Source organism: Pseudoalteromonas rubra, from assembly GCF_001482385.1.
GTDB lineage: Bacteria > Pseudomonadota > Gammaproteobacteria > Enterobacterales > Alteromonadaceae > Pseudoalteromonas > Pseudoalteromonas ardens.
The window spans coordinates 3194148-3216761 of record NZ_CP013611.1; the positions used below are offsets into that span (position 1 = coordinate 3194148).

18 protein-coding genes are annotated in these 22614 nt (G+C 49.0%); 12 read left to right on the forward strand and 6 right to left on the reverse strand.

From position 1 onward, the window contains the following. The gene (gene ssb, locus AT705_RS13915) at window positions 1-696 is read left to right on the forward strand and encodes a single-stranded DNA-binding protein (RefSeq protein ID WP_058797025.1); all 696 of its coding nucleotides are present in this window, start codon (window positions 1-3) and stop codon (window positions 694-696) included. Window positions 697-796: 100 nt separating this feature from the next. On the opposite strand, the gene AT705_RS13920 is transcribed toward ssb, so the two are convergent. The 3 genes from AT705_RS13920 to AT705_RS13930 are packed head-to-tail and all read right to left on the reverse strand — an operon-like array spanning window position 797 to window position 3139. Next, window positions 797-2035 (reverse strand): serine hydrolase domain-containing protein, encoded by a 1239-nt coding sequence (locus tag AT705_RS13920; protein WP_058797026.1) that lies wholly within the window; start codon window positions 2033-2035, stop codon window positions 797-799. Between the two features lie 22 nt (window positions 2036-2057). Then, the gene (locus AT705_RS13925) at window positions 2058-2792 is read right to left on the reverse strand and encodes a hypothetical protein (protein WP_058797027.1); all 735 of its coding nucleotides are present in this window, start codon (window positions 2790-2792) and stop codon (window positions 2058-2060) included. Beyond that, window positions 2789-3139 carry a PadR family transcriptional regulator gene (locus AT705_RS13930; RefSeq protein WP_058797028.1) on the reverse strand — a complete coding sequence of 117 codons (351 nt, stop codon included), beginning with the start codon at window positions 3137-3139 and terminating at the stop codon, window positions 2789-2791. The genes AT705_RS13925 and AT705_RS13930 overlap by 4 nt, the downstream gene beginning before the upstream one ends. 344 nt (window positions 3140-3483) lie before the next feature. Here AT705_RS13930 and AT705_RS13935 point away from each other — a divergent pair, with 344 nt between their 5' ends. Next, on the forward strand, window positions 3484-5121 hold the full coding sequence (locus tag AT705_RS13935) for an EAL domain-containing protein (protein WP_058797029.1): 1638 nt from the start codon (window positions 3484-3486) through the stop codon (window positions 5119-5121). A gap of 22 nt (window positions 5122-5143) precedes the next feature. On the opposite strand, the gene AT705_RS13940 is transcribed toward AT705_RS13935, so the two are convergent. After that, entirely contained in the window at window positions 5144-6046 is a 903-nt protein-coding gene (locus tag AT705_RS13940) for a 1-aminocyclopropane-1-carboxylate deaminase/D-cysteine desulfhydrase (protein ID WP_058797030.1), read from the reverse strand. Window positions 6047-6257: 211 nt separating this feature from the next. Here AT705_RS13940 and AT705_RS13945 point away from each other — a divergent pair, with 211 nt between their 5' ends. The 9 genes from AT705_RS13945 (at window position 6258) to tldD (ending at window position 19110) form a co-directional block, all read left to right on the forward strand. Next, window positions 6258-8288 carry an SUMF1/EgtB/PvdO family nonheme iron enzyme gene (locus tag AT705_RS13945; RefSeq protein ID WP_058797031.1) on the forward strand — a complete coding sequence of 677 codons (2031 nt, stop codon included), beginning with the start codon at window positions 6258-6260 and terminating at the stop codon, window positions 8286-8288. A 140-nt stretch (window positions 8289-8428) separates the two neighbouring features. Beyond that, entirely contained in the window at window positions 8429-9472 is a 1044-nt protein-coding gene (locus AT705_RS13950; RefSeq protein ID WP_010386656.1) for a rod shape-determining protein, read from the forward strand. Beyond that, window positions 9472-10311, forward strand: a complete 840-nt coding sequence (gene mreC, locus AT705_RS13955) for a rod shape-determining protein MreC (RefSeq protein WP_010386655.1) — start codon at window positions 9472-9474, stop codon at window positions 10309-10311. The genes AT705_RS13950 and mreC overlap by 1 nt, the downstream gene beginning before the upstream one ends. Next, window positions 10308-10784, forward strand: coding sequence for a rod shape-determining protein MreD (gene mreD, locus AT705_RS13960; protein WP_010386653.1), 477 nt, complete (start codon window positions 10308-10310; stop codon window positions 10782-10784). The genes mreC and mreD overlap by 4 nt, the downstream gene beginning before the upstream one ends. Beyond that, window positions 10784-11362, forward strand: coding sequence for a Maf family protein (locus tag AT705_RS13965; protein ID WP_058797032.1), 579 nt, complete (start codon window positions 10784-10786; stop codon window positions 11360-11362). Before mreD ends, AT705_RS13965 begins: the two co-directional genes overlap by 1 nt. Continuing rightward, the gene (rng, locus tag AT705_RS13970; protein WP_058797033.1) at window positions 11355-12827 is read left to right on the forward strand and encodes a ribonuclease G; all 1473 of its coding nucleotides are present in this window, start codon (window positions 11355-11357) and stop codon (window positions 12825-12827) included. The genes AT705_RS13965 and rng overlap by 8 nt, the downstream gene beginning before the upstream one ends. 46 nt (window positions 12828-12873) lie before the next feature. Further along, complete coding sequence (locus tag AT705_RS13975) at window positions 12874-16842, forward strand: YhdP family protein (protein WP_167551990.1); 3969 nt, start codon at window positions 12874-12876, stop codon at window positions 16840-16842. Beyond that, the gene (locus tag AT705_RS13980) at window positions 16839-17663 is read left to right on the forward strand and encodes a carbon-nitrogen hydrolase family protein (protein ID WP_058797035.1); all 825 of its coding nucleotides are present in this window, start codon (window positions 16839-16841) and stop codon (window positions 17661-17663) included. The genes AT705_RS13975 and AT705_RS13980 overlap by 4 nt, the downstream gene beginning before the upstream one ends. Then, window positions 17656-19110 carry a metalloprotease TldD gene (tldD, locus tag AT705_RS13985; RefSeq protein WP_058797036.1) on the forward strand — a complete coding sequence of 485 codons (1455 nt, stop codon included), beginning with the start codon at window positions 17656-17658 and terminating at the stop codon, window positions 19108-19110. Before AT705_RS13980 ends, tldD begins: the two co-directional genes overlap by 8 nt. 62 nt (window positions 19111-19172) lie before the next feature. On the opposite strand, the gene yjgA is transcribed toward tldD, so the two are convergent. Next, the gene (gene yjgA, locus AT705_RS13990) at window positions 19173-19694 is read right to left on the reverse strand and encodes a ribosome biogenesis factor YjgA (protein WP_058797037.1); all 522 of its coding nucleotides are present in this window, start codon (window positions 19692-19694) and stop codon (window positions 19173-19175) included. A gap of 180 nt (window positions 19695-19874) precedes the next feature. Here yjgA and pmbA point away from each other — a divergent pair, with 180 nt between their 5' ends. Continuing rightward, window positions 19875-21221 carry a metalloprotease PmbA gene (pmbA, locus tag AT705_RS13995; RefSeq protein ID WP_058797038.1) on the forward strand — a complete coding sequence of 449 codons (1347 nt, stop codon included), beginning with the start codon at window positions 19875-19877 and terminating at the stop codon, window positions 21219-21221. Between the two features lie 25 nt (window positions 21222-21246). Here the strand turns inward: pmbA and mgtE are convergent, their stop codons facing one another. Next, entirely contained in the window at window positions 21247-22605 is a 1359-nt protein-coding gene (gene mgtE, locus AT705_RS14000; RefSeq protein WP_058797039.1) for a magnesium transporter, read from the reverse strand. Window positions 22606-22614 lie beyond the last annotated feature (9 nt).

Sequence of the window (22614 nt, forward strand, 5' to 3'; positions counted from 1 at the left end):
ATGGCACGCGGTGTAAACAAAGTTATTTTGGTTGGTAATTTAGGCCAAGATCCTGAAGTACGTTATATGCCTAACGGAAACGGCGTAGCGAACATCAGTATTGCAACGACCGACAGTTGGAAAGACAAAAACACAGGTCAGATGCAAGAGCGCACTGAATGGCATCGTGTTGTGCTATTCGGTAAGCTGGCAGAGGTAGCAGGTGAGTACCTGCGTAAAGGCTCACAAGTCTATATTGAAGGTCGCTTACAGACGCGTAAGTGGACAGATCAAGGTGGTCAGGAACGTTACACCACAGAGATCGTTGTTGATATGGGTGGTCAGATGCAAATGTTGGGCGGCCGCGGTGAACAAAGTGGCGGCCAGTACCAGGGTGGTCAACAGGGCGGCCAAAACTATGGCCAGTCCAACTATGGCAATAATGCGAATCAGGGCGGTCAGTCTCAGTACGGACAACAGCAACAAGGTGGATTCGCGCCTCAGCAGTCTCAACAGCCTCAGCATAATCAACAGCAAAGCGGTGGGTTTGGCGGTGGTCAGTCAATGGGACAGCAACCGCAGCATAATGCGCCTGCTCAAGGTGGGTTTGCCCCTCAGCAAGGTAATGCAGGTGGCAGTGCCAGCAGCAATGCAAGTGGTAGCGCTAGTAACCCAATGGAACCGCCCATTGACTTTGATGACGATATTCCTTTCTGATCAAAGACTGAAATATCGTGTTGAAAAACAAATAAAAAAAGCCGCTAGTCAGCGGCTTTTTTTGGTTTATTGAAAAATCAATGAACCGTTATCTGTGACGCTAATCGATAAAGGCAGGCACAATCTGTTCAGCGACAATTTGTTGTGTGGCATGGTCCACGTGATGCGCCGTTATGGCAATAATTAGGTCTAATTCTTCTATTAAAATGATGTATATGCCTCCTCCGCCTTGTGCTGAGACACTCGAATATTTCTTATCCTTGTACTGAAGATCTGAACTCCACCAATAATAGCCATAACCCTGATTAGAGACATCTTTGCCATCTCCGAAAATCTCATCATCTCCCGTGGTGAAAAGTTTACTGGTGGATCTGGTCATAAAATCACGGTTGATTATTTGCTTGCCTTGCCATTTGCCCTTATTTGCTGCAAGTATGCCCATTTTAATCATGTCTCTGGATGTTAAACTTGACCGCCATATCGATTCGGGCAAGCCACTCGGTGCAGTTTTCCAGGCAAAATTCGTGATGTTTAATTGCCCCAATAATTCTGTCTTAATGAATGTTTCAATATTGCCGGGGACTACAGCCGCAAGTACCTGCATAATAAGCTGAGGACCAATATCGTAGTAAAAGCCTTTTGACTCAGGTGTTATGGGGGCGCTGTGTTCGAAAAGAAATTGAATTTCCTTTTGAGCTGTGACTAATTCAGGGCGTTCGAGCAAAGACTTACGGATTGCATCGCTGATCCTAAGACCTGTTGTCATGGTTAAAGCCTGGTGTAATGTAATATGGCTTGCACCATCAACAAATTTTTTGGTGTCCAGTTTGTTCAGGAAACCTGCCACGGGTTTGTCTAAATCATCCATGCTGAGGTAACCCAGTTGAATGGCACGGCCAAGCAACATGCCTGTGTAAGCTTTAGTAACGGATGATTGGGGGTGAGATAAATCTACGCGCCCCCTGAGGTAATATGACTCAAATACTAGCTTGCCTTTGTGGTGAATTAAGAGGCTGTCATAATTTCCATGCTGTCCTTTGGCAAGCTCATCAGCCAGTGCAAGAATAGTGGCTTTTTTACCGCCATCAATGCCCAGCTCACCAACGGCTAAGCCATCGTTTCTTGGGGCAGGCTTAACATCAATGAACGCTTGTGGCAGTACCGAGATGTCCCAAAATTCACGATTTATTTCAGGTTGTCTCCAGTGTTGTATGATTGCTTCCTTAGCGCTGGCTGTGGGTGCCGTTTTATGTATTGGCTTTAACTGTACTTCATTACTGATGCTTGCAAAGCTACAGACAATCAAAGGCAGTAGCAGAGTGTATTTCATGCGAGCCATAATTTCTCACTATAGTTCTATTTTATTGACGAAATTCAAGATGTTCTGCTTGTAACTGCTTTAATTTGCGATGGATCATATAGCTTACTGGGGGCAGCAGATATAAAAGGCAAAGCACACCCGTTGCAACAATGGGGCCTATTTGGTTTGCTTCTAAGTGATGATTTGCGATATGCATGATGCTCCATATGTAAGGAGTGAAAGCAAGTGAATAACCACATACAGCGAGTTTTATGATGGAAGCGTGTTGTTTTTTATATAAGTAGAGGAGCATTGCGATACTGAAGAATGAGATGAGGAAAGACTCGAAATGTATAAACATCCCCCATTCAGCCAGTAGTAAAATGTCCCAAAAATTATGCCAAAAGTGTGCACTAAATAGTGCCGTATGAATTTTCCCTTGTAACAGTTCATCCCAAAACGTGTCAGAAATAGAGGCGGGGTCGCTCAATATGGACAGCAAAACAATTAAACCTGCAGCCATAATGAACATGATAAGTGGTAAGTAAAAATTCAATCGCCCCAACAGTTCAACAGAAGCCAATTTCTTCTGTAGATAAATCATGCTTGTTTCAAGAGTCTGTTGCCAGTACCACAGATTTGCGCGCTTAATATTCTGCTTTGCCAATATATTAAACTCTTCTTCGAGGTCGCCAAGAACGCTTTCTAGTAGCTGATTAGGGAGCAACACAGAGAGGACTTTATTTGCCAATGCTGGCGGTTTGATATCAGGTTCTTTGTCAGAGTAGAGGCTCATAGCTCCCCCTCCTGGCATAAAGCATGTCGAACAGAGAGTCCTTGCCATAAAGTGTCCATGGCCTGTCTGGCACGTTTAAGTGCACTGTGGCCTTGTGCTGTCACTTTGAAATAGCGTTTTGCTCGTCCTCCTCGCTGCGCTGTGGCTTCACCCAGCCGTGATTCCACCATTCCTTTACGCTCTAATCGCTCCAATGTTGAATAAAGTGCGCCAATGGCGACATTGCGATTCACTTGTTCTGCCAATAGTTGTCTAATCGCTGCACCATACGCTTCATCGTCAAGCTGCAGTAATGCAAGCATCGTCATTTGTTCGAATTCACCTAAGAATTTATCTTTTTCAGACATAACAGGAAGTCTTTAAAATTTATTTTCCTTATTTTTACTACAAAATAGTAATTTCCTGCAAGTCATTATTACTACAATGTAGTTTTATAGTGGAACTCACGGCTATTGATGCCGTAGCTGAGGTGTGTTTGGGGCAAAGAGATAGCACGGAGAGGGGGAGTGGGGGGGAGTCAAGTCAGCAGAAGTTGGGTCTTGAAGCGCAGGTTAGTGGATGAAGGCAATATCGCTATATAGTGGGGTCTGGCATTGTTTATTCGCTCGCCGAGGAATCTGCTCCAGACAACTTGAGTTTTAGCCTGTCTTGAACAAAACTTGATACAGGGTTTACTGGCTTGTGTAGCAGCATGCGTCGATTAATAAAAGCTGACAAAGAAGTCTTTACCGGGTGGGGTGTACGCTCGGTGATTGTGGTTGTCTGGCTACTAGTCAATGGCGCGTTATGGCAATTCACTCATGCACAGATAGTTCAGCAAGCGGGCCAGTTACAAAGCCACTTCGCGCAATTAGACGCGACCGTGAGTAGTGATCGGGTCAGTGAGTTTTCTACCCTGGTACATCATTATGGGTTTGCAGATGAAGGACAGACATCCAGTCTCTGGCTTTGGGTGACAGAAAGCGTTAAATTTCAGTTTGCTGATACAGAGCTACTACTTTCTCCCGCACCTATTATGCAAGACTGTTTACCAGTTGTCTTGTTTATGAACTGTTTGATGTTGGTCGCGGGATATTTACTCTCCAGGTGGATGGGCAGTCTCTCTCGCGCAGAACTGTCTGCCGCACAAGCTCGGGCTATTACCTCTGAATTATCCCCAGATGCCCAGACTAAAGCAGTAGAAGCGAGCCGTAAGGTGTCTGTTTTCGCAATGCTGAAGTGGCGTCAAACCTTGCCAGAAGAGCTGGATCCGCAAAGTCATTTTAGTGTGACGCTGGCCCGCTGTTTCTCAAAGTACGAGCGCTGTTCATGTAAGTATTTATCCTCTGGTGCGTTGGTGATGACATTAGCACCCGTTGATAAAGTAGATGTTGATGCACTGGCTAGGCGGATCCATGAAGTGGTGTACCAGGCCTTACTCACATTTCGCCCTGATCTGTCGCGCAGTGCAGTGAAATGTGGCGTGTGTTTTTATACCAAAGGTGCAGATCAGGCAATGGTATATCAGGTCGTTCGTTCTGCGCTGAGTATTGCGCAAAGTAACGTCTGGCAACATGTTCATGTTATGCCATTGAATCATACTTTGAGCACCAGTTTGCGTCGGGCGGAAAGTGAGATTATGGATGACATCAAAGCCGGGCGATTTATGTTGTTCTTTCAGCCGTTATTTGGCTTTGCGCAACAAGATGTGATCCAAAGCGAAGCATTACTACGGGTGCGCCACCGATCACTGGGGTTGATGTCTGCGGGGCAATTTATTCATAAAATTCATCGGGCAGAGCATCTGATGCTGCTGGATAAGACCATTTTACGTCATGCACTCAACGCGCTCGTAAAAGAACCCGCTGGCTTTTCTGTGAGTGTAAACCTGCATGTCCTTAACTGGAGCAATGTGGAGTTCATTGACTGGTTGCGTGAACAAGTGATGACCTCGGGTCGGACAAGTGACATTGCTTTTGAGCTGGCACTTCAGGATTTTTACCAGCATGAAGAGTATTGTTGTCAGGTACTGACGGGCGTGTCTGAAGCTGGGTGTCGGTTTGTTCTGGACCATGTCAATGCGCCATTAAAACTTGAAGCTCTGCGCCGGTTTGGTCAAGTGACGGCACTCAAACTGGCATTTGAGCTCATTCATGAAGTGCACCATTCTGCGAAGCGGCGCAGTGTTGTGCGTCAAATTGTTGCTCAGGCCAAAGAACTCGGCGTGCCGGTTTATGCGGTGGGTGTAGAAACCAGAGAAGAATTTGAGTGTATTACAAAGCTGGGTGTGGATGGCGCGCAGGGTTATTACTTTAGCGCGCCATTGTTACAGCTGGAGCAAAGCCTGTAATATCTGCCCTGTGAGTAAGGGACTAGATGAGTTTACGGTAGCGCAGGCCGTCTAAGCCTTGCAGCCCGCCGCTGTGGATAGCGATAACGTGGCTGCCACGTGGAAAATACCCATGCGCAATGAGTTGCCACAAGGCATACATTAGCTTGCCGGTGTAGATAGGTTCCAGCGGTAGTGCATGTTGCTTGCGCATACGCAGACAAAATTGCCACAGCGAGGCTGAAAATTTTCCGTAACCGCCGTCATGATAGTCATGTAAAATCTGCCAGTTGGTGTGCTGTGCCGCATGCGGGTTTAACCTCTGTACTTCATTATTAAGGTACTGGGCCCCTTTTAATACACTGATCCCAAGCAACTGACAGTCGCTACTTAGCCCGTCAAGCATTCCTGCCAATGTGCCGCCGCTTCCGACCGCGCAGCATACAAAATTACTTTCAGGCAGGCTCTGAGCCAGTTCCTGACAACCTTGCAGGGCATATTGATTACTGCCCCCTTCGGGAACGATAAAAGTGTCTGGAAATCGGTGTTGCAACTGTGCCAGATAATCGGGGTCATTGCGTAATCTATATTCCTGACGAGAAACTGCATGCAGCGTTATGTCACAGGCATTGGCAAAGCGGATAGTCGGGTTGTTCTGGTCCAGTTGTGGGCCTCGGATAATGGCACTTCCCTGGATCCCAAATTGTTTACAGGCCATGGCTGTCGCATAAAGATGGTTGGAAAAGGGACCGGCAAAAGTGAGCAAGGCTGACTTTTGTGCTTGCTTCATTGCTTTGAGGTTATATTTGAGCTTGCGCCACTTGTTTCCCTGGATTGTTGGATGGAGCAGATCATCGCGTTTGATGTGCAGTGAAACACCCGCAGCGTCGAGTTCTGGCGCGCGGATCTGTTGTATTGGCGATTCAGGAAAATCAAGCTTATCCATCTCAGGTTCAGTCTGTGTCGTTTCGTGTCGAATAGCCGCTATTATTTCATGAAAATCTTGGTAGAACACTGGTAAGGAAGTGGCTAATAGTTGTAAACTCAGATATTAATTGTGCTAGGCTTGTGTTTTGCTTCTTAAGTACATAGCATTAAGCGCTAAATTATAAAAAATAACAAAGACCAAACAACTGCCGCTGTTGGGAATGGAATTTATGCAAATTGCTCCTTTATCTCTTTTTGTCTCTGCGACCCTTTTATCTTTAAGTGTGTCGGCGCAAGATACTGCAACTGTGACTGCCATTGAATCTGAGCGCACTGAAAAGCAAGCAGAATTAGATAACTATACTCAGGTACTCGATAAGCATCTGAGTGAAGAAACGCGCTTACAAGCACAGCTCGACCTGTTGCGACAGCGTTCGGCGGAGCTGGATAAAGAAAAGAATCAGGCGCTTGATGCAATGAATGATATCTATCGACGTCTGATTGATGATCCCTCACTGGATATCTCAGCGGCACAAAGCAGATATCAGCAGGCAGTAGCAGAGCACAAACAGAATAAAGAAGACATAGTGATGCAGTTGGCGGCGATCGCATCACATCGTAAAGACATAGAGCAAATCCGCGTTACCAAGCATACGCTCGTGAACACCATTGCTGGTTTGAATGACCAGTTGAGTACCGCCCGGATTGAACGTTTACGTAACGAGTTTAGCCGCGAAGGCACACTTGAAGTAGATCACACCATCAACTGTAAACGTACCGAAACCTTAGCGGCGTGTGAACAACGTGGTCAGCAATTGGGTCTGCAAAAAGCAACCAAGCACTTTATCGACCAAATTTTTGCAAATCTGACTGAGCAGCGCGTGGTAGAGCCAAAGCGTCACCTGGCAGGCGCTCAGGTGCAGGTAGTGAGCAGCCACGTGGTAGGCAGTGCATTCAGTGGTCAGGGGAATTATAGTGTTAACCTGAGCGTGACGATGCGCGGAGACGTCAATAATAGCCGTCTGTGTAGTTTGCTCAATCTGGATAATCGCTACTGCAGCGAATACGGTTCGCCGTTGGCGCTGGGTTATCAGGCCAGCTATCCGACTACGTACAGCGATGAACAGCTGACATTTTCAAATGAATTGTCAAAAAGTACGCCTGTGGTCACTGTCGCAACACGACCAGCTTCCTCGGATATCACAGCGGATCTCGCACCTCAACCACCCAAAAATCGTGAAGTAGAGCTGACCTTACGCTCTAATGTGTATGACGACGAAGTCTTTATTAACGGTGTCAGCTATGGTTCCACTAAACTTGTGGTGAACCTGCCCGCGGGTATGCATGACATTGAGGTACGCAAACTGGGGTATGAGCCATACAAGGCTAACCTGAATTTGCGACGAGCCCGGACCTTAAATGCCCGGCTGGTAAAAAAGCCTGAGTCGATTGCTGCACCGACACCAAAAAGTGAGCAAACTCAACCAGTACAACAAGTCGCGGTAGCACAACCTCAACCCGTTACAGTCGTGAATCCGGATAGGATCATTAACGAAACCGTGATCATTCCGGCTGGTAGCTTCAAAATGGGCGACCTGACAGGCAATGGCCTGGCGAATGAGCGCCCTGTGGTAGAAAAAGTGCTCAGCCATTCATATGTCATGCAGAGCAAAGAAGTTACAGTTGCCGAGTTTCGACGTTTTATTGATAGCTCTCAGTATGTTACTGAAGCTGAGAAAGGCAAGGGGTGTGCGCATTATAAAAATGGCGAACCTGTCTGGGAAATTGACTTCAGCTGGCGTTCGCCAGGTTATGAACAAGCGGATGACTTTCCGGTCGTGTGTGTCTCATATGAAGATGCCAAGGCTTACGCAAACTGGTTATCTGGCGATCAGGGAATGCAATACCGTTTGCCAAATGAAGTTGAATGGGAATATGCCGCGCGCGGTGATACTACCTCGGAATACCCCTGGGGTAATGAAATAGGCCGCAACCAGGCTAACTGTGGCTGGTGTGGCAGTGAATGGTCAAACAAAAGCCCTGCGCCGGTCGGTCAGTTTTCTGCTAATGCCTATGGGCTCTATGATACCGTGGGTAATGTCTGGGAGTGGACGCAAAAGCGTGCTTCGCAGGAGGACGTAACGGTACGTGGCGGCGCCTGGAACTTTGCGCCAAGCCTTGCACGTGTTTCTACGCGTTTGGCCCTGGCTCCTGATTTCCGGGCCAACTACATTGGATTTAGATTAGTAAGAGAACGCTAAGGCTGTTTAATGATGCCAATGAGGCGGCGTTATTCATGCCTGTGCAGCTGTGTTACAGACACAGAGTGAAATATTTCAACGCAGTGGCCTGAGCCACTGTATGGTTTGCAAAAAGAATTCTTTAAAGGTTACCCAGCCTCATGTTTAAAAAACTACGTGGACTATTTTCAAACGACCTGTCGATCGACTTAGGTACGGCCAATACCCTGATTTATGTGAAAGAAGAAGGGATCGTGTTGAACGAGCCTTCTGTTGTGGCGATCCGTCAGGAGCGTGCTGGTGGACCTAAGAGCGTCGCTTCTGTGGGCACAGCAGCAAAGCAAATGTTGGGGCGGACACCAGGCAATATTAAGGCCATCAGACCAATGAAAGACGGTGTGATAGCCGACTTTTACGTCACCGAAAAAATGCTCCAGCATTTTATCAAACAGGTGCACAACAATAACTTTATGCGTCCCAGCCCGCGTGTTTTGATTTGTGTGCCTTGTGGCGCAACACAAGTTGAAAAGCGTGCCATCCGCGAATCTGCGATGGGGGCCGGTGCCAGAGAAGTCTATCTGATAGAAGAGCCGATGGCTGCGGCAATTGGTGCAGGCCTGCCTGTGTCTGAGGCAACGGGTTCTATGGTCGTCGACATTGGTGGCGGTACCACAGAAGTGGCAATCATCTCTTTAAATGGTGTGGTTTATTCATCGTCTGTTCGTATTGGCGGTGACAAGTTTGACGAAGCCATTATCAACTATGTACGTCGTAACTTTGGTAGCCTGATTGGTGAAGCGACCGCTGAGCATATCAAACACGAAATTGGTTCAGCGTTTAAGAGTGAGGTGCCGGTTGAGATTGAAGTGCGTGGTCGTAACCTAGCTGAAGGTGTACCGCGTTCTTTTACATTGAACTCACACGAAATTCTGGAAGCGCTGCAAGAGCCGCTTATGGGTATTGTCAGTGCCGTGATGGTTGCGCTGGAACAATCTCCACCAGAACTGGCTTCTGATATCTCAGCGCATGGTATGGTGCTGACAGGTGGAGGTGCGCTGCTGAAAGACCTTGATCGCCTGTTGATGGAAGAAACAGGCATCCCGGTGGTCGTTGCAGAAGATCCATTGACTTGTGTCGCCCGCGGTGGTGGTAAAGCCCTGGAAATGATAGACATGCACGGTGGTGACGTATTTAGTTACGACTGATGAACCTGTTATTTGGACGGACCATTTCTCTACAACTGCGACTTACTGTCGCAGTTGTGCTAAGCGTACTGTTGATCCTTGGTGATAGATATACCTCAGGCGGTACTTTGGTTCGGACCAGTCTCAATACGCTGGTAAGTCCGCTGCTATACGTGGCGAATGTCCCCTATGAAGTATTTTCACTGGGCGCGAAAAGCCTGGATACTCGTGACCGGTTGTTTCAGGAAAATGAAGCCTTGCGAAAAAAGCAGTTGTTGCAAAGCGAACAGCTTCAACAGTATCAATTTTTACTACGTGAGAACCAGCAATTGCGTGCGTTACTGGGGGCGTCTTCCCGCCAGCAAAGAGAGCGTCTGATTGCAGAGGTCTTGTCGGTCCGGTCGAGTCGATATAGCCATCAGGTGGTGGTGAATCGAGGCGCCATAGATGGGGTGCTGGAAGGGCAGCCGGTGATTGATGAAATGGGCATCGTCGGACAACTGACCCAAGTGGGTAGTACCACATCACGCGTTTTACTTATGACGGACACAACCCATGCGACGCCCGTACGCATCCTGCGCAATGACGTACGCACTGTGGTCGAAGGCACTGGCAAGATCAATCTGGTGCAGTTACAGCATGTGCCACACAGTCTGGATATTCGTCTGGGAGATATTTTGGTTACATCGGGATTAGGCGGCACCTTTCCAGAGGGATATCCCGTAGCTGTGGTCACAGAAATTGATCGCGATGAAGGTCTGCCTTTCTCTAAAGTGTATGCTGAGCCCGTGGCACAGCTGGACCGTATTCGTTTGCTCGTGATCCTGGGTAAGATGGCCAAAGAGGAGCCTGAGGCATGAACCGAAGTTACTCCCTGGTCGCCCTAAGCCTGTTTATTGCCTTAATTATGGCGTTGATGCCGCTACCGTTTTCCATTGAACCATTCCGTCCTGATTGGGTCTTACTGGTATTAATGTACTGGTCTATTGCCTTGCCGCATCGCGTGAATATTGGCTGGGCTTGGTGTACCGGGCTGATAATGGATCTGGCAACGGGATCGCCGTTGGGCGTGAATTCACTGACCTATTCTATCTGTTTGTACATTACGACCAGTAACTTTCAGAAGATCAGAAACTTCTCAATTTGGCAGCAGGCGGTGCTCATTGGCTTGTTTTTAGCGCTGTATCACCTACTGCAGTTTTGGCTGAATCACTTCCTGCTAGACATTTATTTTAACCCCAGATATTTATGGCCAGCTTTGGTGGGTATGCTGTGCTGGCCCTGGGTTTTCCTGTTGTTACGTAAATATCGCAGGCATTTTAGGATCCGTTAATGACACCAACACTTTATCTGGCATCAGCATCACCACGCAGACGTGAATTGTTGACTCAGCTTGGTTATACCTTTTCACAATTTGCGGTGGATGCGGATGAAAGCCGCTTGCCCGGCGAAGCGCCGTTGGCTTATGCTGAGCGTCTGGCGCGCCTGAAAGCCACCAGTGGTGTGGCGATGGGCTATCAGGATGCGCCTGTACTGGGCAGCGATACAATCGTGGTACTTGAACAGCAGGCGCTGGGCAAACCCACAGATCAAAACGACTTTATTGCTATGATGAAGGCGTTATCCGGAAAAACGCATCAGGTGATGACGGCGATTGCCGTGGCGGATACAAAACGTGTGCTAAGCCAGACTGTGATAACAGATGTTACATTTAAACCCTTGAGTGATCAGGAAATTGAGCAATACTGGCACAGTGGTGAGCCGCAAGATAAGGCGGGGGGCTATGGCATTCAAGGACTGGGAGGACGATTCGTGACTCAGTTATCTGGTAGCTATTTTGCCGTTGTCGGCTTACCTTTATACGAAACGGATGAACTGATTAAAGCATTTATGGCGGGTGTAGATGAGTAGTGAGTTATTGATCAATGTGACCCCCAGCGAAAGCCGGGTTGCACTCATTGAAAACGGTGTACTGCAAGAAGTGCAGGTTGAGCGGGTTGGTAACCTGGGGATTGTCGGCAATATATACCTGGGTAAAATCAGTCGGGTTCTGCCGGGCATGCAGGCTGCGTTTGTTGACATAGGCCTTGAGAAAGCCGCATTTTTGCACGCTTCAGATATTGTAAACAGTGCGTCGATTGAAGAAGGGGTCGACGATCAGCCGATTAAGAAGGTTCAGGATATCCGGGAGCTGGTAAAACAAGGCCAGTTTATTATGGTGCAGGTGGTGAAAGATCCCATTGGTACTAAAGGTGCCCGATTGACCACAGACATCACCATTCCTTCGCGTTATCTGGTATTTATGCCGGATGCTACCCATGTGGGCGTCAGTCAGCGTATTGAAACCGAAGAAGAGCGCAGCCGTCTGAAAAAAATTGTTGCTCAGTACAATGATGAAAATGGTGGCTTTATCGTCCGTACGGCAGCCGAAGGTGCAGCAGAAGCGGAGCTTCAACACGATGCTGAATTCCTCAAAAAGCTGTGGCAAAAAATCATCAAACGCCGAAAGAAAACCAGCAAAGCCAGCATCCTTCATGAAGACCTCACTCTGGCGTTTCGTACCCTCAGAGACTATGTTGGTGAAGACATGGAGCGCATCCGGGTCGATTCCAAACTGACTTACCAGCAACTTAAGGACTTTACTGAGGAGTTTGTACCTCAGTTGTCACAAACGCTGGAATATTACCCCGGGGAGCGCCCAATCTTTGACCTGTTTGATGTTGAAATTGAAATTCAAAAAGCATTACATCGTAAGGTTGAATTGAAATCAGGCGGTTATTTGATTTTTGATCAGACTGAAGCTATGACCACGGTAGACGTGAATACGGGCGCATTCGTCGGTCACCGCAACCTGGAAGAAACGATTTTTAATACCAATGTTGAAGCCACATCGGCCATCGCGAGGCAACTTAGGTTACGTAACCTGGGCGGTATCATCATTATCGATTTCATCGATATGATTTCTGATGAGCACAAGCGCCGGGTATTGCATTCACTCGAAACAGCCCTGGCGAAAGATCGCGCCAAGGCCAATATCAATGGCTTATCTGCCCTTGGGCTGGTTGAGATGACCCGTAAGCGCACCCGTGAGAGTCTGGAACATATTTTGTGTGACGTGTGTCCGGCTTGTTCTGGCCGAGGTTCTCTTAAAACCGTTGAAACCGTTTGCTACGAAATTTTACGCGAAATTGTCCGCGTAAATCGCGCTTATGATGCCGATAAGTTCATGGTTTATGCGTCACCGGCGGTCAGTGAAGCGCTGGTCAACGACGAATACCATAACCTGGCCGAATTGGAGCTGTTTATTGGTAAGCAGGTCAGTATTCAGACTGAGAGCCTGTATAGCCAGGAGCAGTTTGATGTCGTCATGATGTAGTGACACGATGCAAGTTAAGGCGGTTTGTTTTTTTTGTGTACGAAAAATGTGGCAAGTGTTTGCTGTCACATTGGTGCTGCTTGCCGTCCTTGTTTCGGTGGTCAAATACAGCCTGCCTTACGCCAATGAATATAAACATGATATTGAAGCGCTGGTTAACCAGCAGCTCGGGGTTGAGTTAAACATTGGCAGCATTAGCGCCAGTTGGCAGGGCAATGGCCCGGCGCTGGTGTTGCGTGATGTCAGTTTTGAAGACAACGTCCGTTCTCCGATCTCTTTGCATATCGCAAAAACCAGTTTGCAGCTGAACCTGGTCGAGTCAGTCCGGCAGTGGCGACTGGTATCTAACTATTTTGTGCTGGATGGATTTGACGCCACCATTGATATTCAGGCCATGGCGCAAAGTATGGAGGGTGGCAGTGGTGAGTTTGAACAACAGGCGCTGATTGAAGAGCTGTTTTTGGGCGATACGGGTCATTTTGCAGTTCAGAATAGTCAGGTGACTTTACAGGTTGCAGACGACAAATCACACACCCTACTGGTGCCGGATCTGATCTGGCAAAACAGTACCGATGTGCACAATGGCGAAGGGCAGATCTCCTTTCCAGGTCTTGCCAAAGGCCAGCTAAACGCGCGTTTTCGTTTTCATGGTCAGCAGCTTAGTGCAATGGCCGGTGAAATTTTCATTGATGCACAGCAAGTTGAGCTGATGAGCTGGCTGCAGACGTATCTTGATCCGCAATACCAAACAGCCAGTTCGAGTGTGAATATGCAACTCTGGGCGCGACTGGAACAAGGCAAGTTCAACGATATTCTGGTCAACTGGTTACCGAGCAGTATCAGCTGGCAACAGGAGCAAACTCACAAGCAACTGGCCGTGCAAGGTGGTACTGTGCATTTGCAACCGGGGCAAAATGGCTGGACCTTAAGTAGCTCTGAGTTGCTGTTATCTCAAAATGAACAAAGCCCTAAACCGCTCAGTATTGAGGGACATTTTAGCAACAGTGAACGCACGCTGTGGATGCAGGGCCTGGATCTGGGGTATGTCACTCAGTTACTGTCGCTCACACATTTCGACTGGGCGAAGCAAGTAGAAGCTTTGTCTCCTGCTGGCCAGATAACCGCCGCCAGAGTGACAATGGGAAGTGATACACCCATATCGTTGTGGCTCGCGTTAGAGGAAGCTGGTTGGCGACAACTCGGAGGGATTCCGGGTTTCTCCGGGCTCAATGCCGAGCTAATGCTCACGCCAGAACGCGGTGTGCTCAGTCTTAGTGCACAAGATCAGGCTTTGTTGGTAGAAGAGCAGTTTATTGCCCCAATCGCCGTCAAAGAACTCAACGGAGACATTCACTTTTACCAGGATGACACGCATAAATGGCATGTGCAGTCGGATAACCTGTGGCTCAGCAATGAGGATTTAAGCGTTGCCTTGGAAATGCACTTACGCTTGCTTGAAGAGCCTGTGCTGGATTTATATGCCGATGTATTTGGCGGCGATGCCAGTATTGCGGGCCGCTATTTCCCGCTACAACTGATGAACGAAAACCTGGTCAATTACCTTAACAATGGGATCCAGGGTGGCCGACTCAGACACACTCAGGTTTTGTTGTCAGGGCCGTTGACACAATTTCCGTACCGCGGACATCATGGTCGTTTTGAAGTTCTGGCGCGGATTGATCAGGCTAAGTTTGCTTTCGCGCCGGATTGGGCTGCCCTGCACAATGGTGACGTGACATTGCACTTTGCTGATGAGCGAATGGATATCACAGTCAATAGCGGTGAGCTGTTGAACCAGACATTGAACAGTGGCGTAGTGGTCAGCCTGGCTGATCTCGAACAAACGAATTTGCTGACCGTCAATATCTTACACACAACAGAAGCCAGTACGCTGGCACCGTTTTTTAACGCCACACCAATTGCCGATCCGTTAGCGAATATTCTGCAAGTTGCTCAGGTTCAGGGTGATGTCACAGGCAATGTTGACCTGTTGATTGATCTAGCGTCGCTGGATGTTAATGTTCTGGGGGCGGTCGAATTCAAAGACAATGCGCTCTATCTTGAACAGCCAGGTATGGCGCTTGACAAGCTAAGCGGCACGCTGAAGTTTATTGATGATAACATTGAGCTGGAAAATACCCGAGCGTTGTGGCGAGGGATGCCGTTACTTTTCAGCTTGTCAGGGCAGGGCGACAGTGCCCGTTATCAGCTTGGGATTGAGACGCGTTTGAGTGCAGCCAGCGATAAGTTGCTGCCGCTCACACAAGGCTTGATGGACGACTTTATTACCGGCAATGCCTTATTGGCCGGGCAGGTCTTACTGGATTTCACTGAACAGGGCTTCAGTTATCAGGCAAACTTTAAATCCGACTTACAGGGTGCCAGTATTGAATTGCCAGCACCGGTTGGCAAGCCGGCAGACGAGCGTATGCAGTTAACGGCAAAGGTACGTGGCGACGACATCTCTAATTTGATCAGTGTCACACTCGGTGAACAGCTCTATTTTGATGGCATTTTAGACAATAGCAGTGGTTTGATTGAACGTGCTCAGCTTGTTTTTGCTGAGAATAATCGCGCATTAAGTCAGCCTGGTTTCAACGTGGCTATCACTCAACCTCAACTTACACTGGCACCCTGGCTGCCATTCATTGACCGCATTCTTGAACAGGTAGATCAGCCATCGGAGCAGCCGGGTATATTACCCGCCTTTGATGCGCTGCGCGCACAGATAGGCCAGTTAAATGCCTTTGACCTCGGTGTAAATGACTTTGAGTTAAGTCTTCGTCCGCAAACCAGTGGGCTCTTGGCACGGTTGAATGCCAGGGAATTAAGAGCGCAAGTGCAGTTTCCAAATGATAATGCAGTGCAACCAATCCAGATACAAGCGGACTATTTACGGCTCAACCCGCTTGAGACCACGGACGAGAGCACCACAACAGAAACGGCTACCATCGATGATTCAGACGCGGCCCCTGAGGCATCATTGCAGTGGCTAACGAACATTCCGGCGATAGAATTTAACTGCGATGATTGCCGTATAACCGAGTATCAGCTGGATAGGGTGAATCTGGCTTTGCAAGGCGATGGCGAAGCGCTGCAGATCACTCGCTTGCAGGTGGATAAAGGGGATCATGTGCTGCAAGGTACGGGTGGTTGGCATAATGGCCGCTCGCACTTTAATGGCACGCTGACCAGCAGCGACTTTGGTCAGTTAATGGAAGAGTTTGATATAACTTCCAGCGTCCAGGACTCCAGTGCAGACATTGAATTTGAACTGAGCTGGGCAGACGCACCTTATGAGTTTGATGTCGCTACACTGGATGGATCGGTAAAATGGCAATTGGGTGAAGGGCACCTGGCTGAGATCAGCGATCAGGGCACACGGGTGTTTTCTTTGCTGAGTTTGGATTCACTGGTTCGTAAACTCAAACTGGACTTTCGAGATGTGTTTGCCAAAGGGTTTTTCTACAACCGCATTGACGGCACTTTCCAGCTCGACAAAGGGGTTGTGTATACTGAGGATACCCAGCTGGATGGAGTGCCAGCCGACTTGTCAGTCAGAGGATATGCCGATCTAAATAGCAAAGCCATTGACTACGAGCTGTCAGTCGCTCCGCAGGTTACGTCGAGTTTACCTGTCATTGTGGGGTGGATGGTGAATCCAGTAACGGGTCTTGCGGCACTGGCCCTTGATAAAGTGATCCACTCGGCACGGGTGATCTCTGAGATTAAATTTAAAGTGACCGGCACGATGGAAGAACCTGTGGTGACCGAATTGGATCGCAAGAGCCGTGAGGTCGAGTTACCTAAGCCGCCGGGGTCACAGCCTGAGAAACCGGCGCAGCCCGTTGTCCCTCAAGGTGAGGAAGCCTCAGACACGCAAGCAGATATATCCAGACAAGGCGATCAGACGCCACAGCAAGACGCGTCAGCTACACAGAACGAAGCGCCTGTGGAAGCAGCGGCGGGTCCCGGTAATCCGAACTCAGAGGCGGGCCAAGAGGAACAACCATGAAAAGCGGCCATATCTATGTTGTGCAGATGTGTTCAGGAATACATCCTGAGGAGAATCTTAAGCAGTTAACAGCTTTACTCAGTCAGCAAACACTGATGCAACCTGCGCTGGTGTGTTTACCCGAATCATGGCTGGCGTTTTGCCAGACCCCTCAGCAAACCCTTGCACAAGCCCAAAGTAATGGCGACTGGATCACACAAATTCAACAGCTTTGCCGGGACTTTAATATCTGGCTGGCTGCGGGCACCATCGCCCTCACAGATGGCCAGGGTCGTTATTATGCAGCCAGTCTGCTGTTTAACAATGAAGGGGTCGAAGTTGCACGCTATAATAAGATCCATCTGTTTGATGCGGATGTCGCTGACAGCGCCGGACAATATCGGGAATCAACCCTGACTCGTCCCGGCGATGACATTGTCACGGTAGATAGCCCCTTTGGTCGTCTGGGCTTGAGCGTTTGCTATGATTTACGCTTTCCGGGTCTGTATCAAGCGATGCGTGAACAGGGCGCAGAGATATTATTGGTACCCAGTGCTTTCACAACCGTCACCGGGGCTGCACATTGGCAGCCTTTGTTACAGGCACGGGCGATTGAAACACAATGCTATGTGGTGGCAGCCGCGCAAGTAGGGGAGCATGAGAATGGTCGGCAAACCTATGGTCATAGCCTGGTGGTTTCCCCCTGGGGCGTGTGTCTTGACGAAGCGCCAACTCAGGTAGGTGTGATTCATGCCCGGCTTGATCTGACTGACCTACATGCCATCCGACAGAAAATGCCTGTAGCGGCACATAACCGATTTAAGAGCGATTTTTATGAGTAATTTTGGTAGCGAGCACGTCGAACAACATTTACTGACGGACAGTGACTTAACCCGGGAGCAATTGCAACAGACATTGGCATACATTCATCAACACAAAGTGGACTATGCCGATCTGTATTTCCAATCCAGTTATCATGAAACCTGGGTGCTGGAAGATGGCTCCGTTAAAGAGGGCAGTTATAATATTGAGCGGGGGGTTGGTGTTCGCGCCGTAAGTGGCGAGAAAACGGGGTTTAGTTACTCAGATGCCATTAATATGGAAGCACTGAACCAGGCTGCAATGGCTGCCAGAAGTATTGCCCAGCAAGGTGAGAATAAACAGGTTCAGGTGTTCAGTGATGTTAAAGCGGCGACCCAATTTGAGGCAACTCAGCCGCTATTGAGCATGAGTGATACCGATAAAGTCTCGTTATTGCGAGAAGTTGAAGCCGCGATCCGGGAATTAGCCCCTGAAGCGGAGCAAGTCGTCAGCTCTATGTCTGCGGTATACGAAGAAGTGTTAATCGCAGCCAGTGATGGCACTTTTGCAACGGATATTCGTCCTTTGGTGCGCTTAAATTGCTCGGTATTACTGGCGAAAAATGGCCGCCGTGAGCGTGGCAGTGCCGGTGGGGGAGCCCGTCTGGATTACAATTACTTCCGAGAGCTGGTCGACGGCAAACCGCGTTGGCAACATTATGTCACTAAAGCAGTTCACCAGGCCCGAGTAAATCTGGAAGCGGTTGATGCACCCGCAGGGGCGATGCCTGTTGTACTAGGGGCTGGCTGGCCGGGGGTATTACTCCATGAAGCGGTGGGACATGGTCTTGAAGGGGACTTTAACCGTAAAGGCGCGTCTGCATTTAGCGGGCGAGTCGGCGAACAAGTGGCTTCCAGCCTGTGCACTGTGGTGGATGACGGTACCATCGATAACCGTCGTGGTTCACTGAATATTGACGATGAAGGCACCCCGGCAGGTTACAACGTACTAATCGAAAAGGGGGTGCTAAAAGGCTATATGCAGGATAAGCTCAATGCCCGATTGATGGGCGTTGCACCCACTGGCAATGCCAGGCGTGAATCTTATGCACATCTGCCGATGCCAAGAATGACCAATACATATATGCTGCCAGGTGAGCATAGCCAAAGTGAGATCATTGCCTCGGTAAAGAAAGGGATCTTTGCGCCTAACTTTGGCGGCGGTCAGGTTGATATTACGTCGGGCAAATTTGTATTTTCAGCTTCAGAAGCTTACCTGATAGAAAATGGCAAAGTGACGCAGCCTATCAAAGGAGCCACCTTGATCGGCAATGGCCCGGATGTTATGCAAAAAGTATCTATGGTTGGTAACGACCTGGAGCTGGATACCGGTGTTGGGGTGTGTGGTAAGAATGGTCAGAGTGTGCCTGTTGGCGTTGGTCAGCCCAGTCTTAAAATTGATGAACTCACCGTGGGCGGTTCTGCCTAATACATAATCCCGCAGTATCACAGCCAAGTTGCGTGATACTGTGGGGCGTTCTATCACTCTGCTTATGGCAGGATCAGCTCTTTGAGTAATTGGAATAGCTCCTTAGAACCTTTTCCGGGCTTCTCTGCCAGATGCTCTTTTTTCGCCTGACGAACCAGTTGTCTGAGCTTCTGGCGTTCCAGCGTCGGGTGTGCTTCAAGCAGGGTATTGATCTTTTCATCCCCCTTGGCTATCAGTTCATCTCTGAGCTGTTCTACTTGGTTAAGCAGGACATCTGCCTGGTTGTTTCTGTTAAGTAACAGGTCCAGACCTTGCTGTAAGTCTTCTACATTGCTGGTGGTACGCAGTTGTTTGGCAATAAAGTTCAGATGACGGCGGTAGGCATCGTGTTTACCGCGCAGCTTGTCTGCCAGTTCCATCGCTGCAACCAGCTCAGGAGAGAGTGGCAGCTTTTCTCTTTGTTTTTTACCTAATTGCGCGATATCAACGCCTAGTTGATGGTATTGCTGTGCATCACGCTTTAATTCGCTTTTTGAGACGTAAATGATCTCTTCTTCTGGCTCTTGGGTAGGTTTTTTGGCCATTTTACCGCACTTACTTCAGTTATTGATGATCAGATTATATCAGAAGTCAGAAAAAGCAGTAATGGATACATGAATGCGCAACTTGCCCGGGGTGTCATACAGAATCTTTGCGTGAGTCACAGCGCATCGGCTCAGGCTGTGTTAGGATTATAGCAGTACTATGATTTGTGGAATAAAAACATGAGCCAGCAACAAGATCCCATTTGGACGCAAATTGATGAAGTAAAACAAGCCGTGTCTGATGTTTTGGACTATGCAAAGCAACTGGGGGCGACGTCTGCTGAGGCATCGATGAGCCGTACCTCAGGTTTGTCAGTCAGCACCCGCATGGGAGAAGTTGAAACGATTGAATTTAATCAGGATGGTGGCCTGGGGCTGAGTGTTTACGTTGGTCAGCACAAAGGCTCTGCTTCGACGGCCGATCTCGGTCCAAAAGCGTTACGCTCGGTGGTGGAAAAGGCGGTCGAAATAGCCAAGTTTACATCAGATGACCCCTGTAATGGTGTGGCCGATGCTGAATTAATGCCTGAGGTAGTGCCTGATTTAGACCTCTTCCATCCCTGGTCAATGACGCCTGAAGAAGGAGTGAAACGCTGCCTGGAAGCAGAGCAGGCGGCGTTGAATTACGACGAGCGGATTGTTAACTCTGACGGAGCAAGCGTTGCCAGCCATCAGGGCCTGCGAGTTTACGGCAACAGCCATGGTTTTTTGGCCGGGTTTCCACGTACCCGACACACCTTAAGCACTATGGTGATTGGCGAAGAAAATGGGGTGATGCAACGAGATAATGCTTATTCCATTACACGTGTGCATACGCAGTTGAGAGATGCCAAAGCGGTGGGCATAGAGGCTGCAGAATCGACGCTGGCTAAATTAAACAGTCGGAAGCTGGAAACCATGCGGGTACCGGTCGTATTTCGTGCTGACATTGCCAATAGCCTGTTTGGGCATCTGGTATCAGCCATTGGTGGTGGTGCTTTGTATCGCAAGTCGAGTTTTTTGCTGGATAGTTTGGGCACTGACGTTTTTTCGTCTTGTGTGTCGATCAAAGAGCAGCCACATTTGTTGCAGGCACTGGCATCAAGCCCGTTTGACGCAGAAGGCGTACGGACCACTGAGCGTGATATCATCAAAGGAGGTGTACTTGAGACCTATCTGTTGCCAAGCTACGCAGCCAGACGCCTGGGTATGCGCAGTACGGGCCATGCCGGTGGGATCCACAACTGGCTGGTACAGGCAACCGAGCCGGACCTGGCCGCGTTGCTGCGGACCATGGGGCGTGGCTTATTAGTGACTGAGCTAATGGGGCAGGGAGTTAATACAGTAACCGGTGACTACTCACGCGGCGCTGCCGGTTTCTGGGTAGAAAATGGAGAGATCCAATATCCGGTCAGTGAGATCACCATTGCCGGCAACCTTAAGGATATGTTTAAGTCAATTCAGGCCATTGGGGGAGATATTGAAACCCGCGGTGCTGTGCAAACTGGCTCGGTACTGATAGAGAATATGCAAATTGCAGGTCAGTAACCCATAGTTTGATGCGTTTGGCTGCTTAGACAAGCAGCCAGGTTGCAGTGCCGAGGAAGGCAAAAATGCCTACGATGTCGGTGACTGTGGTCAGTACAACACTGCCTGCCAGTGCTGGGTCGATATTCATTCTTTTTAGTATGAGCGGGATACTGGCGCCTGCTATACCCGCTGCAACCAGGTTCATAAACATCGCGAAGGCAATCACGCCCCCGAGTACAAAGTCCCATTGCCAAAGGGCTATTACACCCGCAATCAACAACGACCAGAGCAACCCATTCAAGGCACCAATGGCCAGCTCTTTACCCAGCAAGAAGCGCTGGTTAGTGGCGTTCACGTGCCCCAGCGCAATACCACGGATCACCAAAGTCAGGGTTTGACTGCCGGCCACTCCTCCCATGCTGGGGACTATGCCATTCAATACTGCGAGTATCGGTAAAATATCTAAGGTGCCTTCGAAAAAGCTGGCAACGAAAGCGGCCATCAGCGCTGTAAGCAGGTTGATCCCCAGCCAGATTGAACGGCGACGACTACTTTTCCAGACCGGCGCAAAGGTATCTTCTTCATCGTCGAGACCGGCCATACTCATCAGGCTGTGTTCGGCGTCCTCACGAATAACATCAACGATGTCATCGATGGTGATACGTCCCAGCAAATGTGCGTTGTCGTCTACGACCGGTGCAGAGATCCAGTTATGCCGTTCAAACAACTGAGCGACATCGCTTTCGTCCATTGAGATGGGAATGGTTTCACGTTCTTCATTCATCAACTCGTTAACCAGTTTGTCTGGCTGACTGGTTAACAGCACACTGATCGGCAGAGAGCCTAAAAAGCAATTGTCTTTGTCCACCACGTACAGGTCATCGGTACCGTCCGGGAGCTCCCCTTTGAGGCGCAGATAACGCAACACAACATCCAGTGACACATCCGGGCGGATCGTCACTGTATCTGTGTTCATCAATGCGCCTGCGGAATGCTCGACATAAGACAGAGCCTGGGTTGCTCGGGCTCTGTCTTGCGAGTCCATGGCACCAATAACATCCTGATAGACGGGATCTGGCAAACTTCTCAGGACTTCACCGAGATCATCATCATCCATGTCTTCCGTTGCCGCAGCGATCAGCTCGGGCTCCATTTTGGCGATGATGCTGAGTCTCACATCTTCAGACAGCTCTTCGAGTACGTCCCCCTGTATATCTGGGTCGACTAATTGCCATAGTAGGGTTCTTATTTTATGTGGGGAGGACTCCAGCAATAATGAGGTGTCGCAGGGCGGAATCTCGGCTAAGGTGCGCCTGACTTGAACAAACTGACCACTGTTAAGGGCATTCGTAACTTGTTGTAATAGCTCCAGTGTATAGTCTTGTTCAAAAGCTTCAGGCATAGGCATCCC